The following is a 20,437-nucleotide window of genomic DNA, read 5'->3' on the forward strand; positions in this document are numbered from 1 at the left end:
TCGGCGGCGGCCGGGCGCGATTCGTCACCAAACGGACGGCGAGGGCTGCTAGCTGACCGACGCGGTCGCCCCGCTGCCGGCCAACGAGATCGCCCACCGGTCTTGAAAAGCCCTAGGAGCGTGGACGCAACCACCGGGTTCTCCGGTCGCCAGGGCGGGGTTGTTCCGGTGGGCGGCGGGACGAGCGGCGGGTGTCGATGGCTGCGATGCCCGCCAGGATGACGGTGGCGGTGATCGCGGCCGCTATCGGCGGCGTGTGGATCAGAGGCACGGCTGCCAGCAGGAGGACCAGGGCCCCTATCCAGCGGTGTGGGGACACTCGGGAGAAGACAGCCCGTTCCAGCGCCGCCCGCCCGGCCAGATAGCAGGCCGGCCCACCCAGGATCATGATCAGCCACAACGGGTAGCTGTGGTCGGCGGGGTGGGTCTGGACGATTTCGTGGCCGATGGCGGTTGCCACGATGCCGAGGATCATCACGACGTGTGCGGACGCGGCGAAGCGACCCAGGCCGGCCGGGTCCTGCGCGGACGCGACGGCATCGCCGAAAAGTTGGCCGGCCTTGTGGAAGTAGATGCGCCATAGCAGGACGGTCGTGAGGAACGCCGCCAGCAGACCGATGCTCCGGTAGTCGCCGACGCGACCGAGCCGGGCGGCGTAGATGACACCGACGGCCAGGATCGTCTCGCCCAGGGCGACCAGCAGCAGTTGCTGGAACCGCTCCGCCAGGTAATGCGGAGCGAGTGCCCATACCGATGCCCGGCCCTTGCCCAGGCCCGGCACCGGCCATCCCCGCCACGCCGACCCGAGATCAACCGCAACCGCCACCAGCCACCAGGCGGCCTGTTTCCCGCCCGAGGTCAACGCCCCGCCGATCCAGAACACACCGGCGACCAGGAACCAGATCAAGGCCCGAAGGTACAGCCGGCTCAGCGCGTGCCGGCCCAGCGCGTAACCGAAGATCAACGCGCGGCTGACCTGGGCGAGGACGTACGTCGCCGCGAACGTCATCCCCGCGCCGCCGAACGCGTGGGGCACCGTCGCTCCCATCACCAGCAGCGCGAACGCCGTGACCACCACCATCCGCTGCGTGTGGGCGGACCGCGGGTCGAACCGGGCGGTGATGTAAGCCGTGATGATCCACAACCACATCAGCGGCATGAACAGCAACAAGATGCGTCCGGTCGCCGTCCACCGCTCGGCAAGGTCGCCGCCGTTCACCGCTGGCGCCGCGACGGCCACCAGCCGATTGAGCGCGAACACCATCACCAGATCGAAGAACAACTCCACGAAGGTCGCCTGCTGCGCACTCTCCTTGCCACGCAGCAGCCCTACCGCGTGTCCACGTCCCCATCGCCGATCGGCCACCACCCGCCCATCCCAGCGGATCCGCATCCCATGCACTGTCGCCTTGGGGAAAAGACCCCGAGCTCACCGGCATACCGATCAACGACGTGGTCCGGGGTCGTGGGCCACGAGCAGATCTCGACCAGGCCGGACTCACCCGGGATATGCCAGAAGGCCAGGTGAGAGGCGATCTCACCTGGCCTTCTGCCACTGGTCGGGGTGGCCGGATTTGAACCGACGACCTCTTCGTCCCGAACGAAGCGCGCTACCAAACTGCGCCACACCCCGAGGCGTGCCGACAAATAGTAGCCCACCCGATCCGAGGGTCAAACCGGGTACCCCTCGGCCCGGCGCCTCAGCGCGGGATCAGCGTCAGGATGCTCGCCTCGGGCGGGCAGGAGAACCGGACCGGGGCGGTCGGGTGGGTGCCGAGGCCGGCCGAGACGTGCAGCCAGGAGTCGGAGCCGGGCCAGCGGTGTAGACCCTTCGCCATCGACCGGGGCAGCCCGCAGTTGGTGACCAGCGCGCCGACGCCCGGCACGCAGACCTGGCCGCCGTGGGTGTGACCGGCGAGGAGCAGTCCGAACCCGTCGGCCGCCATCTGGTCGAGCACGGGCGGTTCCGGGGAGTGGCTGAGCGCGATCGACAGGTCGGCCGACGGTGAGACCGGGCCGGCGACCGAGGCGTAGTCGTCCCGCTCGATGTGGGGGTCGTCCACGCCGACCAGCTCGACGAGCCGGCCGCCGGCCTTGAGCGTCGTCCGGGCGTTGTTCAGGTCGACCCAGCCGGCTCCGGTGAACACGTCGCGCAGCTCGTCGTACGGCAGCTCGACGCCCTCGACGTACTCCCGGTCGGGGAGGAAGTAGGTGAAGGGGTTCTTGAGGACCGGCCCGGTGTAGTCGTTGGAGCCGAACACGAAGGCGCCCGGGTAGTCCAGCAGCGGCTGGAGGGCGCGCAGCGCTCCGGGCACCGCGCCGGGGTGGGCCATGTTGTCGCCGGTCACCACGACCAGGTCCGGGTCCAGGCCGGCCAGCGACGCCACCCAGCGCTGCTTGCGCCGCTGGTCGGGCATCATGTGCAGGTCGGACAGGTGCAGGACGCGCAGCGGCTCCGCGTCGGCCGGCAGCACCGGTACGTCGTACCGCCGCAGGGTGAACATGTTGCGCTCGACGAGCGACGCGTACGCGAGGGTGGCCGCGCCGACCGCGGCGGTCCCGGCGGCGAGCCGGAATAGTGTGCGCTTTCGCATGGCGATCAGGGTAGTTTGACCGTCCATGAGCACGTTGAAGGACCGTCTCACCGCGGACATGCGAACCGCGCTGAAGGCGCGTGACGAGCTGACCACCTCCACCCTCCGGATGGCGCTCGCGGCGGTCGGCACCGCCGAGGTGGCCGGCAAGGCCAAGCGGGAACTCACCGACGACGAGGTGCTCGCGGTGCTGACCAAGGAGGCGAAGAAGCGCCGCGAGGCGGCGGTCGCCTTCCACGACGCGGGGCGCATCGAGCAGGCCGCCAAGGAGACCGCCGAGGGCGAGGTGCTGGAGCGCTACCTGCCGCAGCAGCTCTCCGACGAGGAACTGGCCGACGTGGTCGCGGGGGCGCTCGCCGAGGGTGGCTTCACCGGCAAGGCGCAGATGGGCCCGGCGATGAAGGCCGCCCAGGCCGCGGTGGCCGGCCGGGCCGAGGGGGGCCGGGTCGCCGGTGAGGTACGCCGGCAGCTCGCCGTCTGACCGCTTCTTTCGAGTACGCGAAACGGGCGGGCACCCCGAGGGGTGCCCGCCCGTTCGTCGTCGTGGACCGGTCAGCCGCCGGGGCGGCCGGGCGGGCGGCCGGGGTTGGTCGGCGGGTTCCCGGGCTGGCCCGTGGGCGGGGTGGCGCCCTGGCCGGAGCTGACCTGGATCATGACCACGCCACCCTTGATGGTGCGTCCCTCCGGGCTGGTGCCCGCGGCGGTGTTGGCGGGGCAGTCGGACGGGACCTTGTTGCTGGAGACGACCGCGTCGAAGCCGGCGCCCTGGATGCGGGACTTCGCCTGCTCCACGCTGACGCACTTGACGTCCGGAATCCGCCGCTGGTCGCCCTCGCGGATCTTGTTCCCGGGCGGGGTGAAGTTGATGCGCTCCTTGCCCTTCATCGCGTCCCGCAGCGTCTCGTACACCGGCGGGTTGATGCCCGTCTTCTCTTCGTGCTTCATCTCCTGGGTGGTCTGCGGCCAGTCCGGGTCGGCCATGATGCCGGCCACCGCGTACTGCTTGGTCATCGCGACCAGCGAGGCGGTCTTCTCCGAGTCGGTCGTGCCGGACTTGCCGGCCACCGGCGCCTTCACCTCTTGCTTCACCTTGCCGGCGGTCGCGCCGGCGCACTTGGACGTCGACGAGCGGTCACCGACCGGGCAGCGGGCGGCGTCCACCGCGGCACGGGCCACCTCGGTGCTGATGCGCTGCTCGCAGCGCGGGTTCGCGACGTCGAGCTTCTTGCCGTCCGGGTCGCGGATCTCCTGCACCGGGATGGGCTCGCAGTACTTGCCGTCCGCCGCCAGGGTGGCGTACGCGTTGGCCAGTTCCAGCGGGATCGTCTGGGAGACACCGAGGCTGAAGGCACCCCACTGGTGGGCACCCTTCTCCAGGTCGATGTCCTCCTGGGAGCGGAAGTTGATGCCGAGCTTCTTGGCCGCCTTGACCACGTTCTCCGCGCCGACCTGCTGCTGCAGGGGAATGAAGTAGGTGTTCACCGAGCGGCCGAACGCGCTCCACATGTTGTGGACGCCGGCCATGCTGGGGCTCGCGTTCTCCGGGCAGTAGAAGTGGGTGCCCTCGCAGGCCGCGTCGCTCCCCCGCTTGATGATGTACTCGGACGTGAACCGCTGCGGCGCGTTGATCGTGTAGCTGAGCGGGACGCCCTTCTCCAACGCAGCCACGATCGTGAAGATCTTGAAGGTTGAGCCGGCCTGGTACCCGGTGATGCCGTCACCGCCGCTGAGCAGCGGGTTGACCGTGTTCGGGTAGTTGCCCCGCTTGCCCTTCTTCCGCTGCTTCGGGTTGCTGTGCGGCTTGTTCTGCGGGCTGTCGGGGTCGTCGAGCTTGTAGTTGCGGTTGACCGAGAGCGCACGGACCCGGCCGGTGCCCGGCTCGATCACCGCGACCATCCGGGCCGCCTTGCTGGTCACCGGCAGGTTCCTCCGGACCGCCGCGTCAGCGGCGTTCTGGACCTGGGGCTCCATCGTCGTGACGATCGTGAAGCCGCCGCTCTTGAGCCGCCGTTCCCGGTCGTACGAGGTCGAGCCGAACGTCTCCTGCGCCATCCACCAGCGGTAGAAGTAGTCGCAGAAGAAGCCCCAGCTCTTCGTGGTGGTGTCGACACAGCCGTTGGGCGCCCGCTTGCCGACGACCTTGAGCTTGACCGCCTTGGCCTTGTCGGCCTGCTCCTTGGTGATCTTGCCGATCTCGTACATGTTGTTGATGACGTAGTCACGCCGGGCCACCGCCTGCGGGTATCCGCTGCGGGTGGTGGGGTTGAACGCGCTCGGGGCCTTGACCAGGCCGGCGAGCATCGCCGCTTCCTCGATCGTCAGCTTGCTCGGGTGCTTGGCGAAGTAGACCTGGCTGGCGGCGAAGATGCCGTACGCGCCGTTGCCGAACGCGGCGATGTTCAGGTAGCGCTGGAGGATCTCGTCCTTGGAGAGTTCCTTGTCGATCTGGAGCGCGTAGCGCATCTCGCGGAGCTTGCGGGCGCTGGTGTCCTCGGTGGCCGCGACCACGTCGGCCGGGTGGGTCGCCGAGTACGCGATGGCGAGCCGGACGTACTGCATGGTGAGCGTCGAGGCGCCCTGCCGGTCGGCGGTGCCGGAGCTGTTGTTGACGAAGGCGCGAGCGACGCCGTTCAGGTCGACGCCGTTGTGCTGGTAGAAGTCGTGGTCCTCGGCGGCGATGATCGCGTCCCGCATGACCGGTGCGATGTCCTTGAGCTTCACCTCGCGACGGTTCTCGTCGAACATCGTCGCGAGCGGTGTCTTGCCGTCGGACGCGAGCAGGTAGCTGATCTGCGGTGGCCGGGCCACCGTCAGCTCTTTGGGCAGTGCTCCGAAGGTCTCGGCGCCGGCCTTCGCGGCCAGGCCGGACATCGCCACTGCGGGGAAGGCCGCTGCGGCGACCACCACGCCGGCCAACAGGCCACAGATGAGTAGCGATGCGGCGTTGGTCAGCACATTGTGGTCACGTTTCCGCATCCAGGTCACCTCGACAGGGTACGCGAACAGGCAACGAGGGGCGCGGGGCGTCTTTTCCCCATTTCCTGCGCGCGCCGGCCTCGTTGTGCTAAACGCACGACCCCCGGTTCGAGGTTGCGTGGATCTGGCGCCGAGTCTCCCCCGTCTTGGGGAGGGCGCGCAGCGTTTTCGCGTACCCGAAGCGGGGTAACCGGCGGTCGAGGGCCCGGGAAGCCGGGAGTGTCCGGAATGATGGATTTGGCCGACAACGTTGCGTAATCGGGCAACTACAGAGCATGATGAGGGCGGCGACAGCGCCACATGTCGTCCGTGCCGCCTTGGGGAAGGCCGGCCGGGCGACCGGGGGGAATTGCCGGCTGGTCCGCGAACGGGGTCGGTAGTACTGCAAGGGGGGACGTGTACACATGGGCATGATCACTGACTGGCCGTCACTGGCGGCGTGTCAGAACGGGGACCCGGACGCGTTGTTCGTACAGGGCGCCGAACAGAACGTGGCCAAGCGGATCTGCCGGAGCTGCCCAGTCCGGTACGAGTGCCTGGCGGACGCGCTGGACAACCGGATCGAGTTCGGCGTGTGGGGCGGCATGACCGAACGGGAACGCCGGGCGTTGCTGCGCCGCCACCCGCAGGTCACGAGCTGGCGCAAGATGTTCGAGGCCGCGATGAAGAAGAACGCCAAGGACAAGGCCGGCAAGGACAAGGTCCTCGCCGCCACGGCCGGTTGAGCCGGCACCGGGTGCGCCGGCACAGTCAGCTGAGGCCCGGCCGGTCCACCGGCCCGGTCACTCGCGGCTGATCGCCGCACCGATCGTCCGCAACCCGTCGACGTCGTGCACGTCGGCGGGTTGCGCCGTCACCGACACCGTCGGGACGGTCGGGAACGTCTCGGTGAACCGCGCGGCCACCCGCTGCTCGCGTACCGCCTGCTGGGCCAGCGCGGCGTGGGCCCGCAGCACCTCGGCGGTGCGCTCGTGGCCGCCCCGCTCGGCCAGCCGCTCAGCGGCGGCCAGGCTCTCGTCCGGCCCGAGCTCCGGCACGGCCGGGCGGTGGACCCGGTTGAGGACCAGACCGGCCAGCGGCATCTTCTCCTCCCGCAGCCGGCCCGCGAAGTAGGCGGCCTCCCGGACCGCGTCCGGCTCCGGAGCCGCCACCAGCAGGAACGCCGTCTCGCGGGCCTGGAGGATGCGGTACGTCTGCTCCGCCCGCTGCCGGAAACCGCCGAACATCGAGTCGAGCGCCGCGACGAAGCCGGAGAGGTCGGTCAGCAGCTGCGCGCCGAGGATCTTCTGCACGACCTTCGAGAACACCCCGAAGCCGGCGGTCACGAAGGTGAACATGCTCCGGCCGCCCGTGCGGGCCGGGGCGAGCAGCAGGCGCAGCATCCGCCCGTCCAGGAAGCGGGACAGGCGGGCCGGCGCGTCGAGGAAGTCCAGCGCCGAGCGGGACGGCGGGGTGTCCACCACGATCAGGTCCCACTCGCCCCGGGCGTGCAGCTGCCCGAGCTTCTCCATCGCCATGTACTCCTGGGTGCCGGCGAAGGTGGAGCTCATGGCCGCGTAGAACGGGTTCGCGAAGATCTCCGCCGCCTTCGCCGGATCGGTGTGCTGGAGCACCACGTCGTCGAAGGTGCGCTTCATGTCGAGCATCATGGCGTGCAGCTCGCCGCCGCTGGCCTCCGCGTCGATCCCCTTCACCTGGCGCGGGGTGTTGTCCAGCTCGGTCAACCCGAGTGACTGCGCCAGCCGGCGGGCCGGGTCGATGGTGAGCACGACCGTACGCCGGCCGTGTTCCTCCGCGGCCCGCAGCGCGAGCGCGGCGGCGGTGGTCGTCTTGCCCACCCCGCCCGCCCCGCAGCAGACCACGATCCGTACGCCCGGATCGGCGAGGATCCGGTCGACGTCCAGCGGCGGCGCCACGTTGTCGGAAGGCACCAATCGAGCGTATCGGGCCGGCTCCCGCCGCGCGTCCGCGCCGACGGGAGGTGTGAGTCATTCTGCTCTCACCAGCGCCTCGGCCAGCCGGTCCAGGCCGGCCCGGTCCACCCCGTCCGGCAGGAGCGGCAGCTCGACGAGGGGCAGCCCCAGCTCCACCAGGTCGGTGCGCAGCGAGTCCTCCAGCTCGCGCCGGACCACCTGGTCGCGCGCCTCCGAGGCCAGCCCGGCGACGATCCGCTCGTCGGCGGGCAGCCCGGCGGCGCGCAGCCCGCCGGCCAGCTCCTCGGCGGTGACCGCCCGTCCGACCGGCAGCGGCGGCCGGGTGCCGTTGACGATGACCCGCCCGACCGGGAAGCCGAGCGAGGTCAGCTCGGCGATCGCGTCGACCGTCTCCTGGACCGGCATCTCCTCCAGCAGCGTCACCACGTGCACGGCGGTCATCGGCGACCGCAGCAGCGCCGCGACGCCCTCGCTCTGCGTCTTGATCGGACCGACCCGGGCCAGTCGCGCCGTCTCGGCGGTGACGTTCAGGAAGCGACCGATCCGCCCGGTGGGCGGCGCGTCCAGCACCACCGCGTCGTACACCCGCCGCTGGCCGGTGGTGCGGGTGGTGGCCTCCTTGACCTTGCCGGTGAGCAGCACGTCGCGCAGGCCGGGGGCGATGGTGGTGGCGAAGTCGATGGCACCGAGCTTGCGCAGCGCCCGGCCGGCCCCGCCCAGCTTGTAGAACATGTCCAGGTACTCGAGCAGGGCCTCCTCCGCGTCCACCGCGAGGGCCCGCACCTCGCCGCCGCCGGGCGCGTCGGTCAGGTGCCGCTCGGCGTACGGGAACGGCTCGGTGTCGAAGAGCTGGGCGATGCCCTGGCGCCCCTCGACCTCGACCAGCAGCGTGCGCCGACCGCCGGTGGCCAGCGCCAGGGCCAGCGCCGCGGCCACGCTGGTCTTGCCGGTGCCGCCCTTGCCGGTCACCACGTGGAGCCGGGCCGGCCATTCCGTCACCGCCGGCTCATCCGGACGCTTCGCTGCTCCCACCCGTCGAGCCTATCCAGGTCAGGCGACCTCGCAGACCCACCAACCCGTCTTCTTGACCACGGTGAAGCGCAGCGGCAGGTCGGCGAACTTCTCGTCGGTCGTGGTCATGGTGACCTTGGTGGTGACCGTGGCCCGGTCACCGGTCTGGTTGTCGACGCGCGGGGCGCTCCACCGGAAGCGCGGGTTCTGGTACTCGGCCGCGTACCTCTCCACCTCGGCGACCTTGGCCGCGATCTTCTCGTCGTCGCGGGACGCGGAGCACACGAGGGCCGCCGCCCTGCCGGCGTCGCGGTCCTTGTAGACGGCGTTGAGGAACTCCTCGACGGCCGCTGTCGGCTCCTTCGCACCCTCGCCGGTCTCCGCCGTGCGCAGCGCCAGGAACGCGGCGACGCCGCCGCCGGCGCACAGGACCAGGATCACCGCCAGCGCGATCGACGCGACCACCACCCCGCGCTTGCGGCGCGGCGCCTCCGGACCCTCGTAGGGGGGGTAGCCGGCGGGCGGCGGTGGGATCGCCGACGGGTCCTGACGCGGCACGGAGGGGGTGGCCGCGGTGGACCCGGCCGGGGCGGCCGGATCGCCGGTGGGTGGTTCGGTCATCGTTCCCCCGGGGGTGGGACTGACGTCGGATCGGCGAGGCGACGGAACGTCGGGCAAGTCGGCGGTGGGACCCGCCCGTTCCGTCGGGAAGGGTAACCGTCGGGCCGGCCGTACCGCGCGTACCGGTCCCGCACCCGGGTCGCCGGCGGACAACGGGCCCTGGTCGGGGCCGGTGATCAGCCCCGCCACCTGCGGTGTGTCGCATATGTGACTTGTGGTGGATCGATCCTGCGCGTCCTGTTGGCGGGACTCCGGGCCGGTCCTACCTTTTTCCCCGGGTGCGGAATGAGGGCCGGGGCCGGGGGCCGGACCGACAGGGCGGACTCGACCAGCTACGACGGCCGGAGGCAGGGCAATGCGCGACGTGGAGAACACCCCTCGAACCCAGTTCCCGGCGGCGTCCCGGCGTCCCGGCGGGCCGGGCGGCGGCGAGGGGAGCGGGCTGCCGATCAACGAACGTGCGTACCGCCGGATCGCCGAGCCCGTCGACGTGCTCCGCGCCTTCGCCCAGACCGGGGACCGGCCCAGGGACGAGGAGAGCCCAGGGTACGTGGTGCACCTGCCGATCCGGGTCGCCGACCTGGCCGCCGCCACCGCCCTGGCGGGCACGATCGCCACCTCCCTGAGCTTCCTCGGCGAGGTCGACGCCGGGGAGACCACCGTCTCCACCGCCGACGACCAGAACAACCGGCACCGCGTGTTCTGCGACCTCCTGCTGCCCGACCGGTCCCGCTGCCCCCAGCCGTACGAGCACACCGGCCCGTGCGGCGACCTGTCGGTGGCTCCGGAGCAGCGTCCGGCATCCCGGCCCGCGAGCGGACCGTAGGCTGTGGCTGAAAAAGCCGCACGCCACGAGAGGGAGCCCCCCAGCGATGCAGAAGTGGGAATACGCCACGGTCCCGCTGCTGGTCCATGCGACCAAGCAGATCCTCGACAACTGGGGCGAGGACGGCTGGGAACTGGTGTCCGTGGTTCCCGGCCCGAACCCGGAGCAGCTCGTCGCCTACCTGAAGCGGCCGAAGGCATGACCGGGCCGCACGCGAAGCTCGCCGAGCTGGGCCACGAGCTGCCCGAGGTGGTGCCCCCGGTCGCCAGCTACGTGCCGGCCGTGCAGTCGGGGCAGCACGTCTACGTCTCCGGTCAGCTGCCGATGGCCGAGGGCAAGTTGCTGGCCACCGGCAAGGTCGGCGCCGGTGTCTCCGCCGACCAGGCCAAGGACCTGGCCCGCCGGTGCGCGCTGAACTCGCTCGCCGCGATCGACTCGCTGGTCGGGCTGGAGAACGTCGTCAAGGTCGTCAAGCTGGTCGGCTTCGTCGCCAGCGCGCCCGGCTTCACCGGCCAGCCGGCCGTCGTCAACGGCGCGTCCGACCTCTTCGGCGCCGTCTTCGGGGAGGCCGGCCGGCACGCCCGCAGCGCGGTGGGCGTGGCGGAGCTCCCGCTCGACGCCCCGGTCGAGATCGAGGTCATCGTCGAGGTGGCGTAGCCCCGCCACCCGCGATCTTGCACCTTCCGCCCCGGCAAAGGCCCTGAACGGGCACGAAGCGGGGACCGGAAGTGCAAGATCGCGGGGCGTGGTGGCGGGGGTCGTACGATCGCAGCCATGGGCGGGCACTTCACGACACCGGCGGCGGCTCTCGCGGACGAGCTGCCGGGCTGGGTCACGTTGCTGCGGGCGCCCAACCCGGGGCCGATGACGCTCGACGGCACCAACACCTGGGTGCTGCGGGCCGCCCCCGGTGAACCGGCCGTGGTGGTCGATCCGGGGCCGGCCGACGACGGCCATCTCGCCGCGATCGCCGCGCAGGGGCCGGTCGGGCTCGTCCTGATCACCCACGGCCACCCGGACCACACCGACGGCTCGGCGCCCCTGCACGACCTGCTCGGCGGGGTTCCGGTCCGCGCCGCCGACCCCGCGCACACGATCGCCGCGGCGCCGGTCGGCGTCGGTACGCCGCCCGCCGTCCCCGGCATCGACCTGCGGCTGGTGCCGACGCCCGGCCACACCGGTGACTCCGTCTGCTTCCTGGTCGAGCACCAGGGCCAGCGCGTCGTCCTCACCGGCGACACGATCCTGGGCCGCGGCACCACCGTCGTCGCCCACCCGGACGGGCACCTCGGGGACTATCTGAGCAGCCTGGAGCTGCTCTCGACGTACACCGGGATCCCGGCCCTGCCCGGCCACGGCCCGGCGCTGGCCGACTGCGCCGCGGCGGCCGAGTTCTACCTGGCCCACCGACGGGCGCGGCTCGACCAGGTCCGGGCCGCGCTGGCCGCCGGCGCCACCACCGCCGCCGAGGTCGTCGCGATCGTGTACGCGGACGTGGACCGCTCGCTGTGGTGGGCGGCGGAGTGGTCGGTGCGGGCGCAGCTCGAGTACCTGGGCCGGGAATCCGGCGACACCGGCGTGGGGTTGGAGCAGACGTGACCTGCCCGGTGTGTGGAACCGTCGCCGTACCCGGCGCGCGGTTCTGCCACAACTGCGGGGCCGCGCTGCCGGCCGCCGCGACGCTCCCGGCCACCGAGCGCCGGGTGGTCACCGTGCTCTTCGGCGACCTGTCCGACTTCACCTCCTGGTCGGAGGATCTCGACCCGGAGCGGGTCGGTGCGGTCACCGACCGGGTGCTGGCCGCGCTCGCCGGTGCGGTCAAGACCTTCGGCGGGCACGTCGACAAGCTGACCGGCGACGGGATCATGGCGGTCTTCGGCGCGCCGGTCGCCCACGAGGACGACGCCGAGCGGGCGGTGCGGGCCGCGCTGTCGATGCAGCGGGCGGTCCGCCGGGTGCTCGACGACGAGCGCGGCGGCGGCGCGCCGCTGGGCCTGCGGGTCGGCCTGAACACCGGGGACGTGATCGCCGGAATCCAGGCCGCGATCGAGTACACGGTCATCGGCGACACGGTCAACACCGCCGCCCGGCTGGCCGACGCCGCCGCCGTCGGCGCGGTGTACGGCGGCGCGCGGACCGCCGCCGCCACCCGGCACGTCGCGTCCTGGCGGGCGCTGCGCCCGCTGCGGCTCAAGGGCAAGCGGGAGCCGGTCGAGGCGTACGAGCTGCTGGGCCTCCTGGACGCCCCGGGCACCCGGTCCGGCCTCGGCGACGAGGCCCCCTTCGTGGGCCGGGAGACCGAGATCGGCCGGGTGGCCGGCCGGCTGGCCGAGGTGGTCGACCGCAGCGAGCCCCGGGTGCTGCTGATGACGGCCGAGGCGGGCATCGGCAAGTCCCGCTTCGCCGCCGAGGTGGAGCGCCTCGCCGCCGGCTACGACGTGGGCGCCGGCCGGTTCGCCGCCCACACCGGCGCGCGGGTGCTCTCCGTCCGGTGCGCGGCCTTCGGCGAGCGGCGCCGGCTCGCGCCCCTCGCGGACCTGGTGCGCGCCGCGGTCGGCCTGCCCACCGACGCGGCCACCGCGCTGACCCGTCCCGCCGTCGAGGAGCGGCTGCGCCGGCTCGGCCAGCGGCTCGGCCGGGCCGGGGGCGAGCCCGCCCCGATCGCCACCGAGCAGCTGCTGGCCCTCCTCGGGTACGCGGAGCTGCCCGCCGGCGGCCCCACCGACCAGGGCGAGTGGAGCTCCGCCGGGCAGGCCGCCGACGCCGAGGCGGTGCCGAACGCGGTGGCCGACCTGCTCAGCGCCCTCGCCGGTGAGGCGCCCCTGGCGGTCGTCGTCGACGACCTGCACGACGCCACCGCCGAGACCATCAAGGCGCTCGGGTTGACCCTCAACCGGCTCAGCGGCCCGGTGCTGGTGCTGCTGCTCGGCCGGCCCGAGCTGGTGCGTACGGCCGGCGCGCTGACCCGCGTCTCGGACGCCGAGGTCCACGCCCTGCCCCCGCTGCGCGGCGCCGACGCGGCCCGGCTGCTCACCAGCTACCTCGGTGGCGGCCGGCTGCCGCAGGCCGACGCCGACCGGCTGCTCGCCACCGCGCAGGGCAACCCGTTCTACCTCGCCGAGCTGGTCACGCTGCTGATGGAGCGGGGCGCGCTCACCGCGGGCACCGGCAACTCGTGGCGGCTCGCGCCGGGCTCGCTCGGCAGCCGGCTGCTCTCCAGGGATCTGGCCGCCGTGCTCGCCGCGCGTATCGACGCGCTGCCACCGGACGCCCGGTCGGCGCTGCGGGACGCGGCGGTCGTTGGGGACAGCGTGCCGGCCGGCACCCTGGAGGCGCTCCGCGAGCAGCGCGCCGGCCGGGACGGCCGGCCGGCGGCGGTCGTCGCCGTCGAGCTGGAACGTGCCGTCGAGGAGCTGCTGCAACGGCGCATGCTGCACCGCACCCGCGCCGGGTACGCGTTCGCCACCCCGCTGATGCGGGAGGCCGCGTACTCCGGGGTGAGCAAGGCGGAACTGGCCGAGCGGCACGCCGCGCTCGCCCGCTGGGCCGCGGCCGACCCGCCGGCCGGCGCTCCGGTGCCCGGCGGGTTCACCGAGGCGGCCCGGGACGATTTCGTGGCCGCGCACGTCGAGCGGGCCACCGCGCTCGCCGACGCGGTCGGCCTGCGCCCGGACGCGCCCGCCCGGACGGTGGTCCCGCTGGGGATCGCCGCGCTGGGCCGCGCCGCCCGCCGGTCCCTGCAGGCCGGCGAGCCGGCGATGGCCGTCGAGTACGCGGAACGCGCCGCCGAACTGGCCCGTGGCGCCGTACCGGCGGCCGACCGGGTGGTGCACGCGCGGGCACTGCTCCAGATCGGCCGTCCGGCCGACGCGCTCGCCTCCGCCGAGAAGATCGCCGCCAACGCGGGCGACGAGGCGGCGACCCGGGCCAGCGCCCTGCTCCTCGCCGGCCAGGCGCACCAGACGATGGGCGACCACGGCCGGGCGGTGGCCTGCTGGCAGGAGGCGTTGCAGGTGGCCACCGCGCACGGGCAGCCGACGCTGCGCGCCTCGGCGATGCGCCGCCTCGGCATGGCCGACTTCATCGCCGGCCGGCTCGGCCAGGCGAGCAGCCGGCTCGCCGCGTCGTACCAGGTCAGCCTGTCGGTGCAGGACCGCCGCGGGCAGGCCTGGTCGTTGCAGAACCTGGCCTGGGTCACCACCACCCGGGGGGACTTCGCCGGCACCGACGCCGTGCTGAGCCGGGCCGCCCGGCTGTTCGCCGAGCTGAAGGACCCGTACGGGAGGGCCTGGCTGCGCGGCACGACCGCGTTCGCCCGGCTGCTCGCCGGCCGGCTGCGGGAGGCCTGCCGGCTGGCGCAGGTCTTCCTGCCCTTCGGGGAGCGGGTCGGCGAGGAGTGGGCGGTGGGCACGCTGCGCGGGGTGGAGGCGTTCGCCACCGCCGAGCTCGGCGACCTGGCGGAGGCGGACCGGTTGGCCCGGCGCGCGTACCGGGACTTCGCCGCCGTCTCCGACGAGTGGGGGCGTGGCTTCGCGCTGGTGGTGCGGGGCGTCATCGCGCGGAGCCTGGGCGAGCCGGAGCACGCCGCCGACCTGCTCACCGACGCGCTGGGGTTCGCCAACCGCACCTCGCACCCGTTGCTCACCGGCATGGCGGGCACGCTGCGCGGGTTCGTGGCACTGGACATGGGCGCCCACGACCTCGCCGAGCGGGACGCCCGCGCCGTCCTGACCGCCGTCGAGCCGCACAACCCGCAGGCTCCCGCCCAGGTGGCGCCGCGGGTGCTGCTGGCCACCGCGCGGCTCGCCGCCGGTGATCCGGCCACCGCCGTCGGGCTGCTCGCCCCGGTCGCCACGGCCGCGCTCAACGCGCCGTCGCTGCTCTTCTCCCGCCGCCAGACGCTGGCCCGGTACGCGTCCGCCCTGCTCGCGCACGGCCAGCGGGAGCAGGCGCTGGACTGGGCGCGGCGGGCCGTCGCCGCCCCGGCGGAGGACGTGCGCAGCCAGGTGATCGCGGCCAGCGTCCTCGCCGAGGCGCTCGCCGCCTGCGGCCGTCCCGTCGAGGCGCTGGCCAGCGCGGAGGAGGCGGTCCGCCTGGCGTACGCCACCGAGCAGCGCAGCGAACGCCGCAACGCCGACGCGCTCCGCGCCCGCCTCACGATCTGAGCGCCGCCGCCGCCCGAGCCGGGCTGCCGTGTGGCACAGGTTTTGACGGTTTCGCCGATGTGGATGTCGGGGGCGGTCGTTAGCGTGTGGGGGCCGGACGCGGGGCACGACCGCGCCGGCCGGGGAGGGGTCCGATGAAGCTGCCGCGTTCCGCCGCCGGCTGGACGATCGCGGTCTTTGGCGTGCTCGCGCTGGTCATGGGCGCGGTCGGGCTGATCTGGCCGGAGGCGCTGCTGCGGCTGCTCGGCTTCGAGGTGCCCGCGTCGCGGGCGGCCGGTGACTACACCGGCACCTTCCTGACGGCGTCCTCGATGGCCTCGTTCAACATGGGGGTCTACTACCTGCTCGCCACCGCGACCGAGTGGCGGCCCTTCTACCGGTTCACCGTCTGGTTCCGGCTGGTCACCTTCACCGTGTTCACCATCGCGGTGCTGGCCGACGTCGCGCCGGGCCGGTTCTTCGGGGTGGCCGCCTGGGAGGGGCTGGGCGCGCTGGCGACCGCCGCCGGCCTCTGGTGGGACGCCCGCCGGGGTGGCGCCGCATCGACGGCCGCCACCGCCACGACGCCCGCTGATCGGGCCGCGCCGCCGTCCGCGGCGGACGCGGTTCACTGAGCGGCCGGCCGGATTCGGTATTTTCAAGCTGTGACCGACACCCCGCCCGGCGCCCTGCCGATGCCCATCGTGCCTGGTCTGACTGATTTGCGGGTGTTCGCCCGGGGCGGCTACGCGACGATCTACAAGGCCACGCAGATCTCGGTGGGGCGCGAGGTGGCGGTCAAGGTGGAGAACCGCACGCTGGACAGCGAGCGGGACCAGGCGCGGTTCCTCCGGGAGGCGCGCGCGGCGGGGCGGATGTCGTCGCATCCGCACGTGGTCGACCTCTTCGACGTCGGGGTCACGGTCGACCAGCACCCCTACCTGATCATGGAACTCTGCGACGGGTCGTACGCCGAGCGCATGCGCACTTCCCCGCTCGGCCCGCTGGAGGCCCGCGACCTCGGGGTGAAGATCGCCGACGCCATCGCCCACTCCCACGCGGCCGGCGTGCTGCACCGCGACGTCAAGCCGGCGAACATCCTCTACTCGCACTTCAACCCGGCGGTGCTGGCCGACTTCGGGCTCGCCGTCGTCGCCGAGATGCGCGACGCCTCGGTCGCCCTGGAGGTGCTCACCCCGGCGTACGCGCCACCGGAGATGTTCAACCACAGCCCGCCCTCGCCGGCCGTCGACGTGTACGCGCTCTGCGCCACCCTCTACGCGGTGATGCACGGCCGGCCGCCCCGCTGGCGCTCCGAGCGCAACCCGAGCCTGGTCACCGTGCTGGAGATGTTCCACCAGCCGGTCCCCGGCCTGCCCGGTGTGCCGGAGGACCTGGTCGACATCCTCCGCGCCGGCATGTCGAACGATCCGGGGGCGCGGCCGTCCGCGGCCGAGCTGAAGGCCCTGCTGGCCGACCTGCCGCTCAGCGGCGCGGTGCCCGGTCACGGCAGTTCCCCGGTCCACGGTGGAGGCACGTCGTCCGGGCCGTACGCCCTCGGCCGGTCCGCCCGGCCCGCGCCCCGCCCGCCGGTGGAGGACCCGCACCCGACCGTGCCGACCGACGGGCGGCGCCGACGCCGCTGGTTTCTCGGCGGCGCCGGTGTGGTCGCGCTCGCCGCCGCGGCCGGTGCCGGTGCCTGGCTGGCCGCCGGGGCGACCGCGCCGCTGCCGCCGCCGACCACCGACGTCGCGTCCCACCTGCGGCCGGCCTGTGCGCAGGTGGCCGAGCTGCCCGCCGGGGCGCGGTGCGGCGACGAGTTGGAGTGCTTCGGGCCGATGGAGGTGCGTGGTGCGCGGGCCCGGGCGGCGCGGGTGCCGTGTGCCGGCGAGCACACGTGGGAGAGCTACGTCGAGGGCGTGCTGCCCGACACGCTGCTCGGTGCCGGCTACGACGAGGTCAGCAGCGACCCCGCCGTACGGCGTGTCTGCAACGCGACGACCTTCCGGTTGACCAGCGGCATGACGTACACCGACGGGTGGAACCTGGAGGTGCTCCCGCCGGACGCCGCCGACCGGACCTACCGCTGCCTGGCCGGGCGCGGCCTGGACGCGCTCGCGTCACCGACCTTCGTCAGCTGACGGCCCCCGGTAGCGGTCGCGCATCGCGCGCACCGCCTCCCGGTTGCCGAGGGTTTCCAGCGTGTCGGCGTCGACGGCGTGCAGGGCGTCGGCCGTCGGGGGCGACACGGGGATGGCGGGCGGCTCACGGCCGTCCCGGGCGGCCGCCACGGCCACGCCGCAGACCGCCGTCGACAGGACGCAGAGCAGCGCCAGGACGACCGCGAGGAGATCCTGGCGGCGCAGCGCGAGCAGCGTCACGAGCAGAGCGACCGCCGCCACTCCTGCGACGAGCGCCACCAGCCGTGCGTCGGGCCTGCGTTCCGTCACCCGTCCAGCATGTCGGCCGGGAGCCTGCTGTCAACCACCCGTCCGGAGTGGAAGCGCCCATCAGGGACGGGGTCTGCCGGTACCGGAGTGTGGGTGGCATCGACACGGGGCGTGGCTCCCACCCATCCTTGTAACATTCGCGACAGTGGACAAAGGACATCGACACGTGCCGTCCCGGCGTCGGGTCGGAGCGTTCCCGAACAGCGGTTACGCCGGCAATTCGCCAACTGTCGAGAATGAATCGATCCGCTGTGAGATGGGTCACCGGAATCCCGGGCTGTGCGGTAGTCGTTGATCTCGCTACGGTTCCCCTGCCGAACGCGGCGCAGCAATTACGGGGGCGACAGACGTGGACTCATGCCTATCCGCAACGAGCAATGCGTTTATTCTTCTCCTCCGTTCCGCGGCCGGTAAACCATGTCCGTTCAGGAGAGGGAAGACATGTCAGGGAAGAATGGTCGGCGGCGGATCATCGCCGTCGTCGCGGCGGGCGCGTTCCTCGTCCCGCCGCTGTCACCGGGCGCCGCGTACGCCGACGAGGGGCGACCGGTCGACGTGACGACCGAGGAGGTGGTCCTCGCCGAGGCGGCCGAGATCGAGGCGGGCACCGTGCCGGGCAACGGCTGGATCTTCGAGGACGAGCCGGCGCGACCCGGGTTCGGCTGCCCCGAGGCGGGGACGCACTACCGGGTCTTCAACCGGAAAGGCATCCACATCCCGGTTGGTATGACCTTCAAGAACGGCCCCGGCGGCACCACCAAGGCGGCGATCCAGACCGGCCTGGAAGCCACCGTCAAGGTGTCGGCCTCCGCGAGCTTCTCCGCCGGAGCGCTGGTGGCCAAGGCTGAGACCACCTTCGGAATCGAAGCGTCTGTGACCTCGAAGATTCAGCACACCTGGGAATACAGCCGCAACATCGACCCGAAGAAGTACGGAAATCTGCGATTCGGGAACTGGGGTTGGCGCATGGGCGCCGAAAAGTACACCGTGGACAGCCGTTGTAAGGTCAAGAACAAGAAGAGCGCGACGGTGACGGCCATGCCCAGCGCTTCCACGTGGGGATACCGCTACTGGGAGACCTCTTCCTAGTTTCATTCAGCGGGTGGTCCCGGCCGATGCCCGAACGGCCGGGACCGCCGCCCATTCCAGGAGTAGTGATGGAGACGAGACAGAGTCACCTCCGGCGGCTCGTGGTCGCCAGCGCCGTGCTCGCCATGGTGGTCATCCCGTCCGCGGGCTGCACCGGAGAGCCGGAGCCTCCGAAACGCGTCGACGCCGACCCGTCCCCCTCCGCGCGACCCTCCGTCCCCACTGCGGACCCAGCGATGGAACGCTACGTGCAGGCGGCCAACGCGGCCAACGCGGAGGTGGAGGGCACGCTGATCGCCGCCGGCGCCCGGCCCACGGTGGTCGATCAGGGTGAAGGCCCAATGACCATGGTGATCCGTGACGAGGGTGCCGAGGAGTGGAAGGCCGGTGACTACCGGCTCGTCGTGAACTGCGCCGGATCGGGCACGCTCTACGCGTACTTCCGGCTGGGGGACCGCTCGGACATCCAGGAGATGCTGCCGTGCGGAACCACCGTCACCACCGGGGCGATCGGGCTGCGGCTCCGGTCCGCCGTCACCGGCTCGGCGGTGTTGATCATCCCGGCGGGCGACGTTCGGGCCGCCGTCTCCTACCAGATCCAGCGGGTGTGACGGGCTGTCCTCAGCTGGACATTGCCGGCCGGCTCGGATGCGGCGGCTGCTCGACGGGGGCGGCTACGATGCGTGTCACCCAGGCTCCGCCGCGTAGCGAGGTCGACCATGCGTGTTCACCGCACAGGATCCCTGATTCGTTCGGTCGCCACCACCGTGGCCGTCGCTCTGACGCTGCTGCTCGCTGCGGCGGCTGGCTGCGACAGCCAGCGGGAGCCGGAGCTGCCCTCGGTGCAGGAGAAGCTCCGCGAGTCGCACATCTGGGGCCAGCCCGTCCTGCGGATCGGGGTGGCGGACGACGAGCCGCTGATGGGCGAGGTCCGCAACGGGGCGCACATCGGCTTCGACGTCGAGATCGCCCGCTACATCGCCGCCTCCCTCGGGTACGAAGGGGAGCAGCGGGTCGAGTTCGTGAACGTGTCCACCGAGGACCGCATCCCCGCCCTCCAGGGCGGCGTCGTCGACTTCGTGGTCTCCAGCTTCTCCATCACCGACGAGCGCAAGAAGCTGGTCAGCTTCGCCGGGCCGTACTTCGTCACCACCCAGGAGGTGCTGGTCCCGACCCGGCACAAGGACGCCATCCGCACCATCGAGGACCTGCGGAACCCGAAGTACAAGATCTGCACGAGCGGCGGCTCCACCACCGAGGCGGAGCTGGAGAAACACCAGGTCCCCACGGTCGTGGTCAAGGACGTCTGGGACTGCGTCGAGGGCATCCGCGCCGGCAAGTACGACGCCGTCAGCTCCGACGAGACGATCCTCGCCGGCTTCCTGGCCCGCCACCCGACCGAGTTCGAGATCGTCGACATGCCGTTCGGCACCAGCGAACTGCTCGGCGTCGGCGTACCGATCGGCGACCCGGCGCTGCGCGACCTGGTCGCGTACTTCCTCGACAAGAGCTACCAGCAGGGGCGCAACGGGCAGACCAGCCCGTGGCAGACCGCGTACAACCGGACGCTCGGGCCGTGGCTGCGCGCCGAGAAGCGGCAACCGCAGCCGCTCGACGTACCGAAGCTGGTCGACTTCGACGACAAGGCGCCACGGCGATGAGCACGGCGGAGGCCGGGGATCCGGGCGGTCCGACGCCGCCCGCCTCGCCTTCACCTGCACCAGCACCGGAGACATCGTCCGCGCCAGCGCCGGCGGCGTCTCCCGCCCGGGCGCGGCCGGCATCGCTCGTC

19 protein-coding genes and 1 tRNA gene are annotated in these 20,437 nt (G+C 72.5%); 12 read left to right on the forward strand and 8 right to left on the reverse strand.

Going from position 1 to position 20,437, the window contains the following annotated elements; all coding sequences use genetic code 11:
• Positions 1-112 precede the first annotated feature (112 nt).
• The 3 genes from ACN26Y_RS08955 to ACN26Y_RS08965 form a co-directional block, all read right to left on the reverse strand.
• Entirely contained in the window at positions 113-1,393 is a 1,281-nt protein-coding gene (locus tag ACN26Y_RS08955) for a low temperature requirement protein A (RefSeq protein ID WP_155329840.1), read from the reverse strand.
• A gap of 163 nt (positions 1,394-1,556) precedes the next feature.
• Positions 1,557-1,633, reverse strand: a tRNA-Pro gene (locus tag ACN26Y_RS08960).
• A gap of 67 nt (positions 1,634-1,700) precedes the next feature.
• Positions 1,701-2,594: a metallophosphoesterase gene (locus ACN26Y_RS08965; RefSeq protein ID WP_155329841.1), complete on the reverse strand. Its 894-nt coding sequence runs from the start codon at positions 2,592-2,594 to the stop codon at positions 1,701-1,703.
• A gap of 25 nt (positions 2,595-2,619) precedes the next feature.
• Here ACN26Y_RS08965 and ACN26Y_RS08970 point away from each other — a divergent pair, with 25 nt between their 5' ends.
• Positions 2,620-3,075 (forward strand): GatB/YqeY domain-containing protein, encoded by a 456-nt coding sequence (locus tag ACN26Y_RS08970; protein ID WP_155329842.1) that lies wholly within the window; start codon positions 2,620-2,622, stop codon positions 3,073-3,075.
• A 71-nt stretch (positions 3,076-3,146) separates the two neighbouring features.
• On the opposite strand, the gene ACN26Y_RS08975 is transcribed toward ACN26Y_RS08970, so the two are convergent.
• Positions 3,147-5,570, reverse strand: coding sequence for a penicillin-binding protein (locus tag ACN26Y_RS08975; RefSeq protein WP_422734582.1), 2,424 nt, complete (start codon positions 5,568-5,570; stop codon positions 3,147-3,149).
• Positions 5,571-5,974: 404 nt separating this feature from the next.
• On the opposite strand from ACN26Y_RS08975, the gene ACN26Y_RS08980 reads away from it, so the two are divergent.
• On the forward strand, positions 5,975-6,295 hold the full coding sequence (locus ACN26Y_RS08980) for a WhiB family transcriptional regulator (RefSeq protein WP_155329844.1): 321 nt from the start codon (positions 5,975-5,977) through the stop codon (positions 6,293-6,295).
• Between the two features lie 57 nt (positions 6,296-6,352).
• Here ACN26Y_RS08980 and ACN26Y_RS08985 read toward each other — a convergent pair whose 3' ends face one another.
• The 3 genes from ACN26Y_RS08985 to ACN26Y_RS08995 are packed head-to-tail and all read right to left on the reverse strand — an operon-like array spanning position 6,353 to position 9,136.
• A complete protein-coding gene (locus tag ACN26Y_RS08985) occupies positions 6,353-7,504 on the reverse strand; it encodes an ArsA family ATPase (RefSeq protein WP_155329845.1) in 1,152 nt (383 codons plus the stop codon).
• A gap of 54 nt (positions 7,505-7,558) precedes the next feature.
• Positions 7,559-8,536, reverse strand: a complete 978-nt coding sequence (locus ACN26Y_RS08990; protein WP_155329846.1) for an ArsA-related P-loop ATPase — start codon at positions 8,534-8,536, stop codon at positions 7,559-7,561.
• An 18-nt stretch (positions 8,537-8,554) separates the two neighbouring features.
• Positions 8,555-9,136, reverse strand: coding sequence for a hypothetical protein (locus tag ACN26Y_RS08995; protein WP_155329847.1), 582 nt, complete (start codon positions 9,134-9,136; stop codon positions 8,555-8,557).
• 355 nt (positions 9,137-9,491) lie between these two features.
• Between ACN26Y_RS08995 and ACN26Y_RS09000 the strand changes: the two genes are divergently transcribed.
• From ACN26Y_RS09000 to ACN26Y_RS09030, 7 genes are all read left to right on the forward strand, one after another.
• The gene (locus ACN26Y_RS09000; protein ID WP_155329848.1) at positions 9,492-9,962 is read left to right on the forward strand and encodes a hypothetical protein; all 471 of its coding nucleotides are present in this window, start codon (positions 9,492-9,494) and stop codon (positions 9,960-9,962) included.
• A 46-nt stretch (positions 9,963-10,008) separates the two neighbouring features.
• Positions 10,009-10,164, forward strand: a complete 156-nt coding sequence (locus ACN26Y_RS09005) for a DUF4177 domain-containing protein (RefSeq protein ID WP_013736319.1) — start codon at positions 10,009-10,011, stop codon at positions 10,162-10,164.
• Positions 10,161-10,619 carry a RidA family protein gene (locus ACN26Y_RS09010; RefSeq protein WP_155329849.1) on the forward strand — a complete coding sequence of 153 codons (459 nt, stop codon included), beginning with the start codon at positions 10,161-10,163 and terminating at the stop codon, positions 10,617-10,619. The genes ACN26Y_RS09005 and ACN26Y_RS09010 overlap by 4 nt, the downstream gene beginning before the upstream one ends.
• Positions 10,620-10,736: 117 nt before the next feature.
• A complete protein-coding gene (locus ACN26Y_RS09015; protein ID WP_422734583.1) occupies positions 10,737-11,561 on the forward strand; it encodes an MBL fold metallo-hydrolase in 825 nt (274 codons plus the stop codon).
• Complete coding sequence (locus ACN26Y_RS09020) at positions 11,558-15,127, forward strand: adenylate/guanylate cyclase domain-containing protein (RefSeq protein WP_422734584.1); 3,570 nt, start codon at positions 11,558-11,560, stop codon at positions 15,125-15,127. Before ACN26Y_RS09015 ends, ACN26Y_RS09020 begins: the two co-directional genes overlap by 4 nt.
• A 134-nt stretch (positions 15,128-15,261) precedes the next feature.
• The gene (locus ACN26Y_RS09025; protein ID WP_155329852.1) at positions 15,262-15,741 is read left to right on the forward strand and encodes a hypothetical protein; all 480 of its coding nucleotides are present in this window, start codon (positions 15,262-15,264) and stop codon (positions 15,739-15,741) included.
• A gap of 60 nt (positions 15,742-15,801) precedes the next feature.
• Positions 15,802-17,247, forward strand: a complete 1,446-nt coding sequence (locus ACN26Y_RS09030; protein WP_196255892.1) for a serine/threonine-protein kinase — start codon at positions 15,802-15,804, stop codon at positions 17,245-17,247.
• Here the strand turns inward: ACN26Y_RS09030 and ACN26Y_RS09035 are convergent.
• The gene (locus ACN26Y_RS09035) at positions 17,227-17,556 is read right to left on the reverse strand and encodes a hypothetical protein (RefSeq protein ID WP_155329854.1); all 330 of its coding nucleotides are present in this window, start codon (positions 17,554-17,556) and stop codon (positions 17,227-17,229) included. The genes ACN26Y_RS09030 and ACN26Y_RS09035 overlap by 21 nt on opposite strands.
• A gap of 417 nt (positions 17,557-17,973) precedes the next feature.
• Here ACN26Y_RS09035 and ACN26Y_RS09040 point away from each other — a divergent pair, with 417 nt between their 5' ends.
• The 3 genes from ACN26Y_RS09040 (at position 17,974) to ACN26Y_RS09050 (ending at position 20,306) form a co-directional block, all read left to right on the forward strand.
• The gene (locus ACN26Y_RS09040; RefSeq protein WP_155329855.1) at positions 17,974-18,645 is read left to right on the forward strand and encodes a hypothetical protein; all 672 of its coding nucleotides are present in this window, start codon (positions 17,974-17,976) and stop codon (positions 18,643-18,645) included.
• Positions 18,646-18,713: 68 nt separating this feature from the next.
• A complete protein-coding gene (locus ACN26Y_RS09045; RefSeq protein ID WP_155329856.1) occupies positions 18,714-19,256 on the forward strand; it encodes a hypothetical protein in 543 nt (180 codons plus the stop codon).
• A 156-nt stretch (positions 19,257-19,412) separates the two neighbouring features.
• Entirely contained in the window at positions 19,413-20,306 is an 894-nt protein-coding gene (locus ACN26Y_RS09050; protein WP_230688936.1) for a transporter substrate-binding domain-containing protein, read from the forward strand.
• Positions 20,307-20,437 lie beyond the last annotated feature (131 nt).

Source organism: Micromonospora sp. WMMD558 (assembly GCF_049315255.1).
Taxonomy (GTDB): domain Bacteria; phylum Actinomycetota; class Actinomycetes; order Mycobacteriales; family Micromonosporaceae; genus Micromonospora.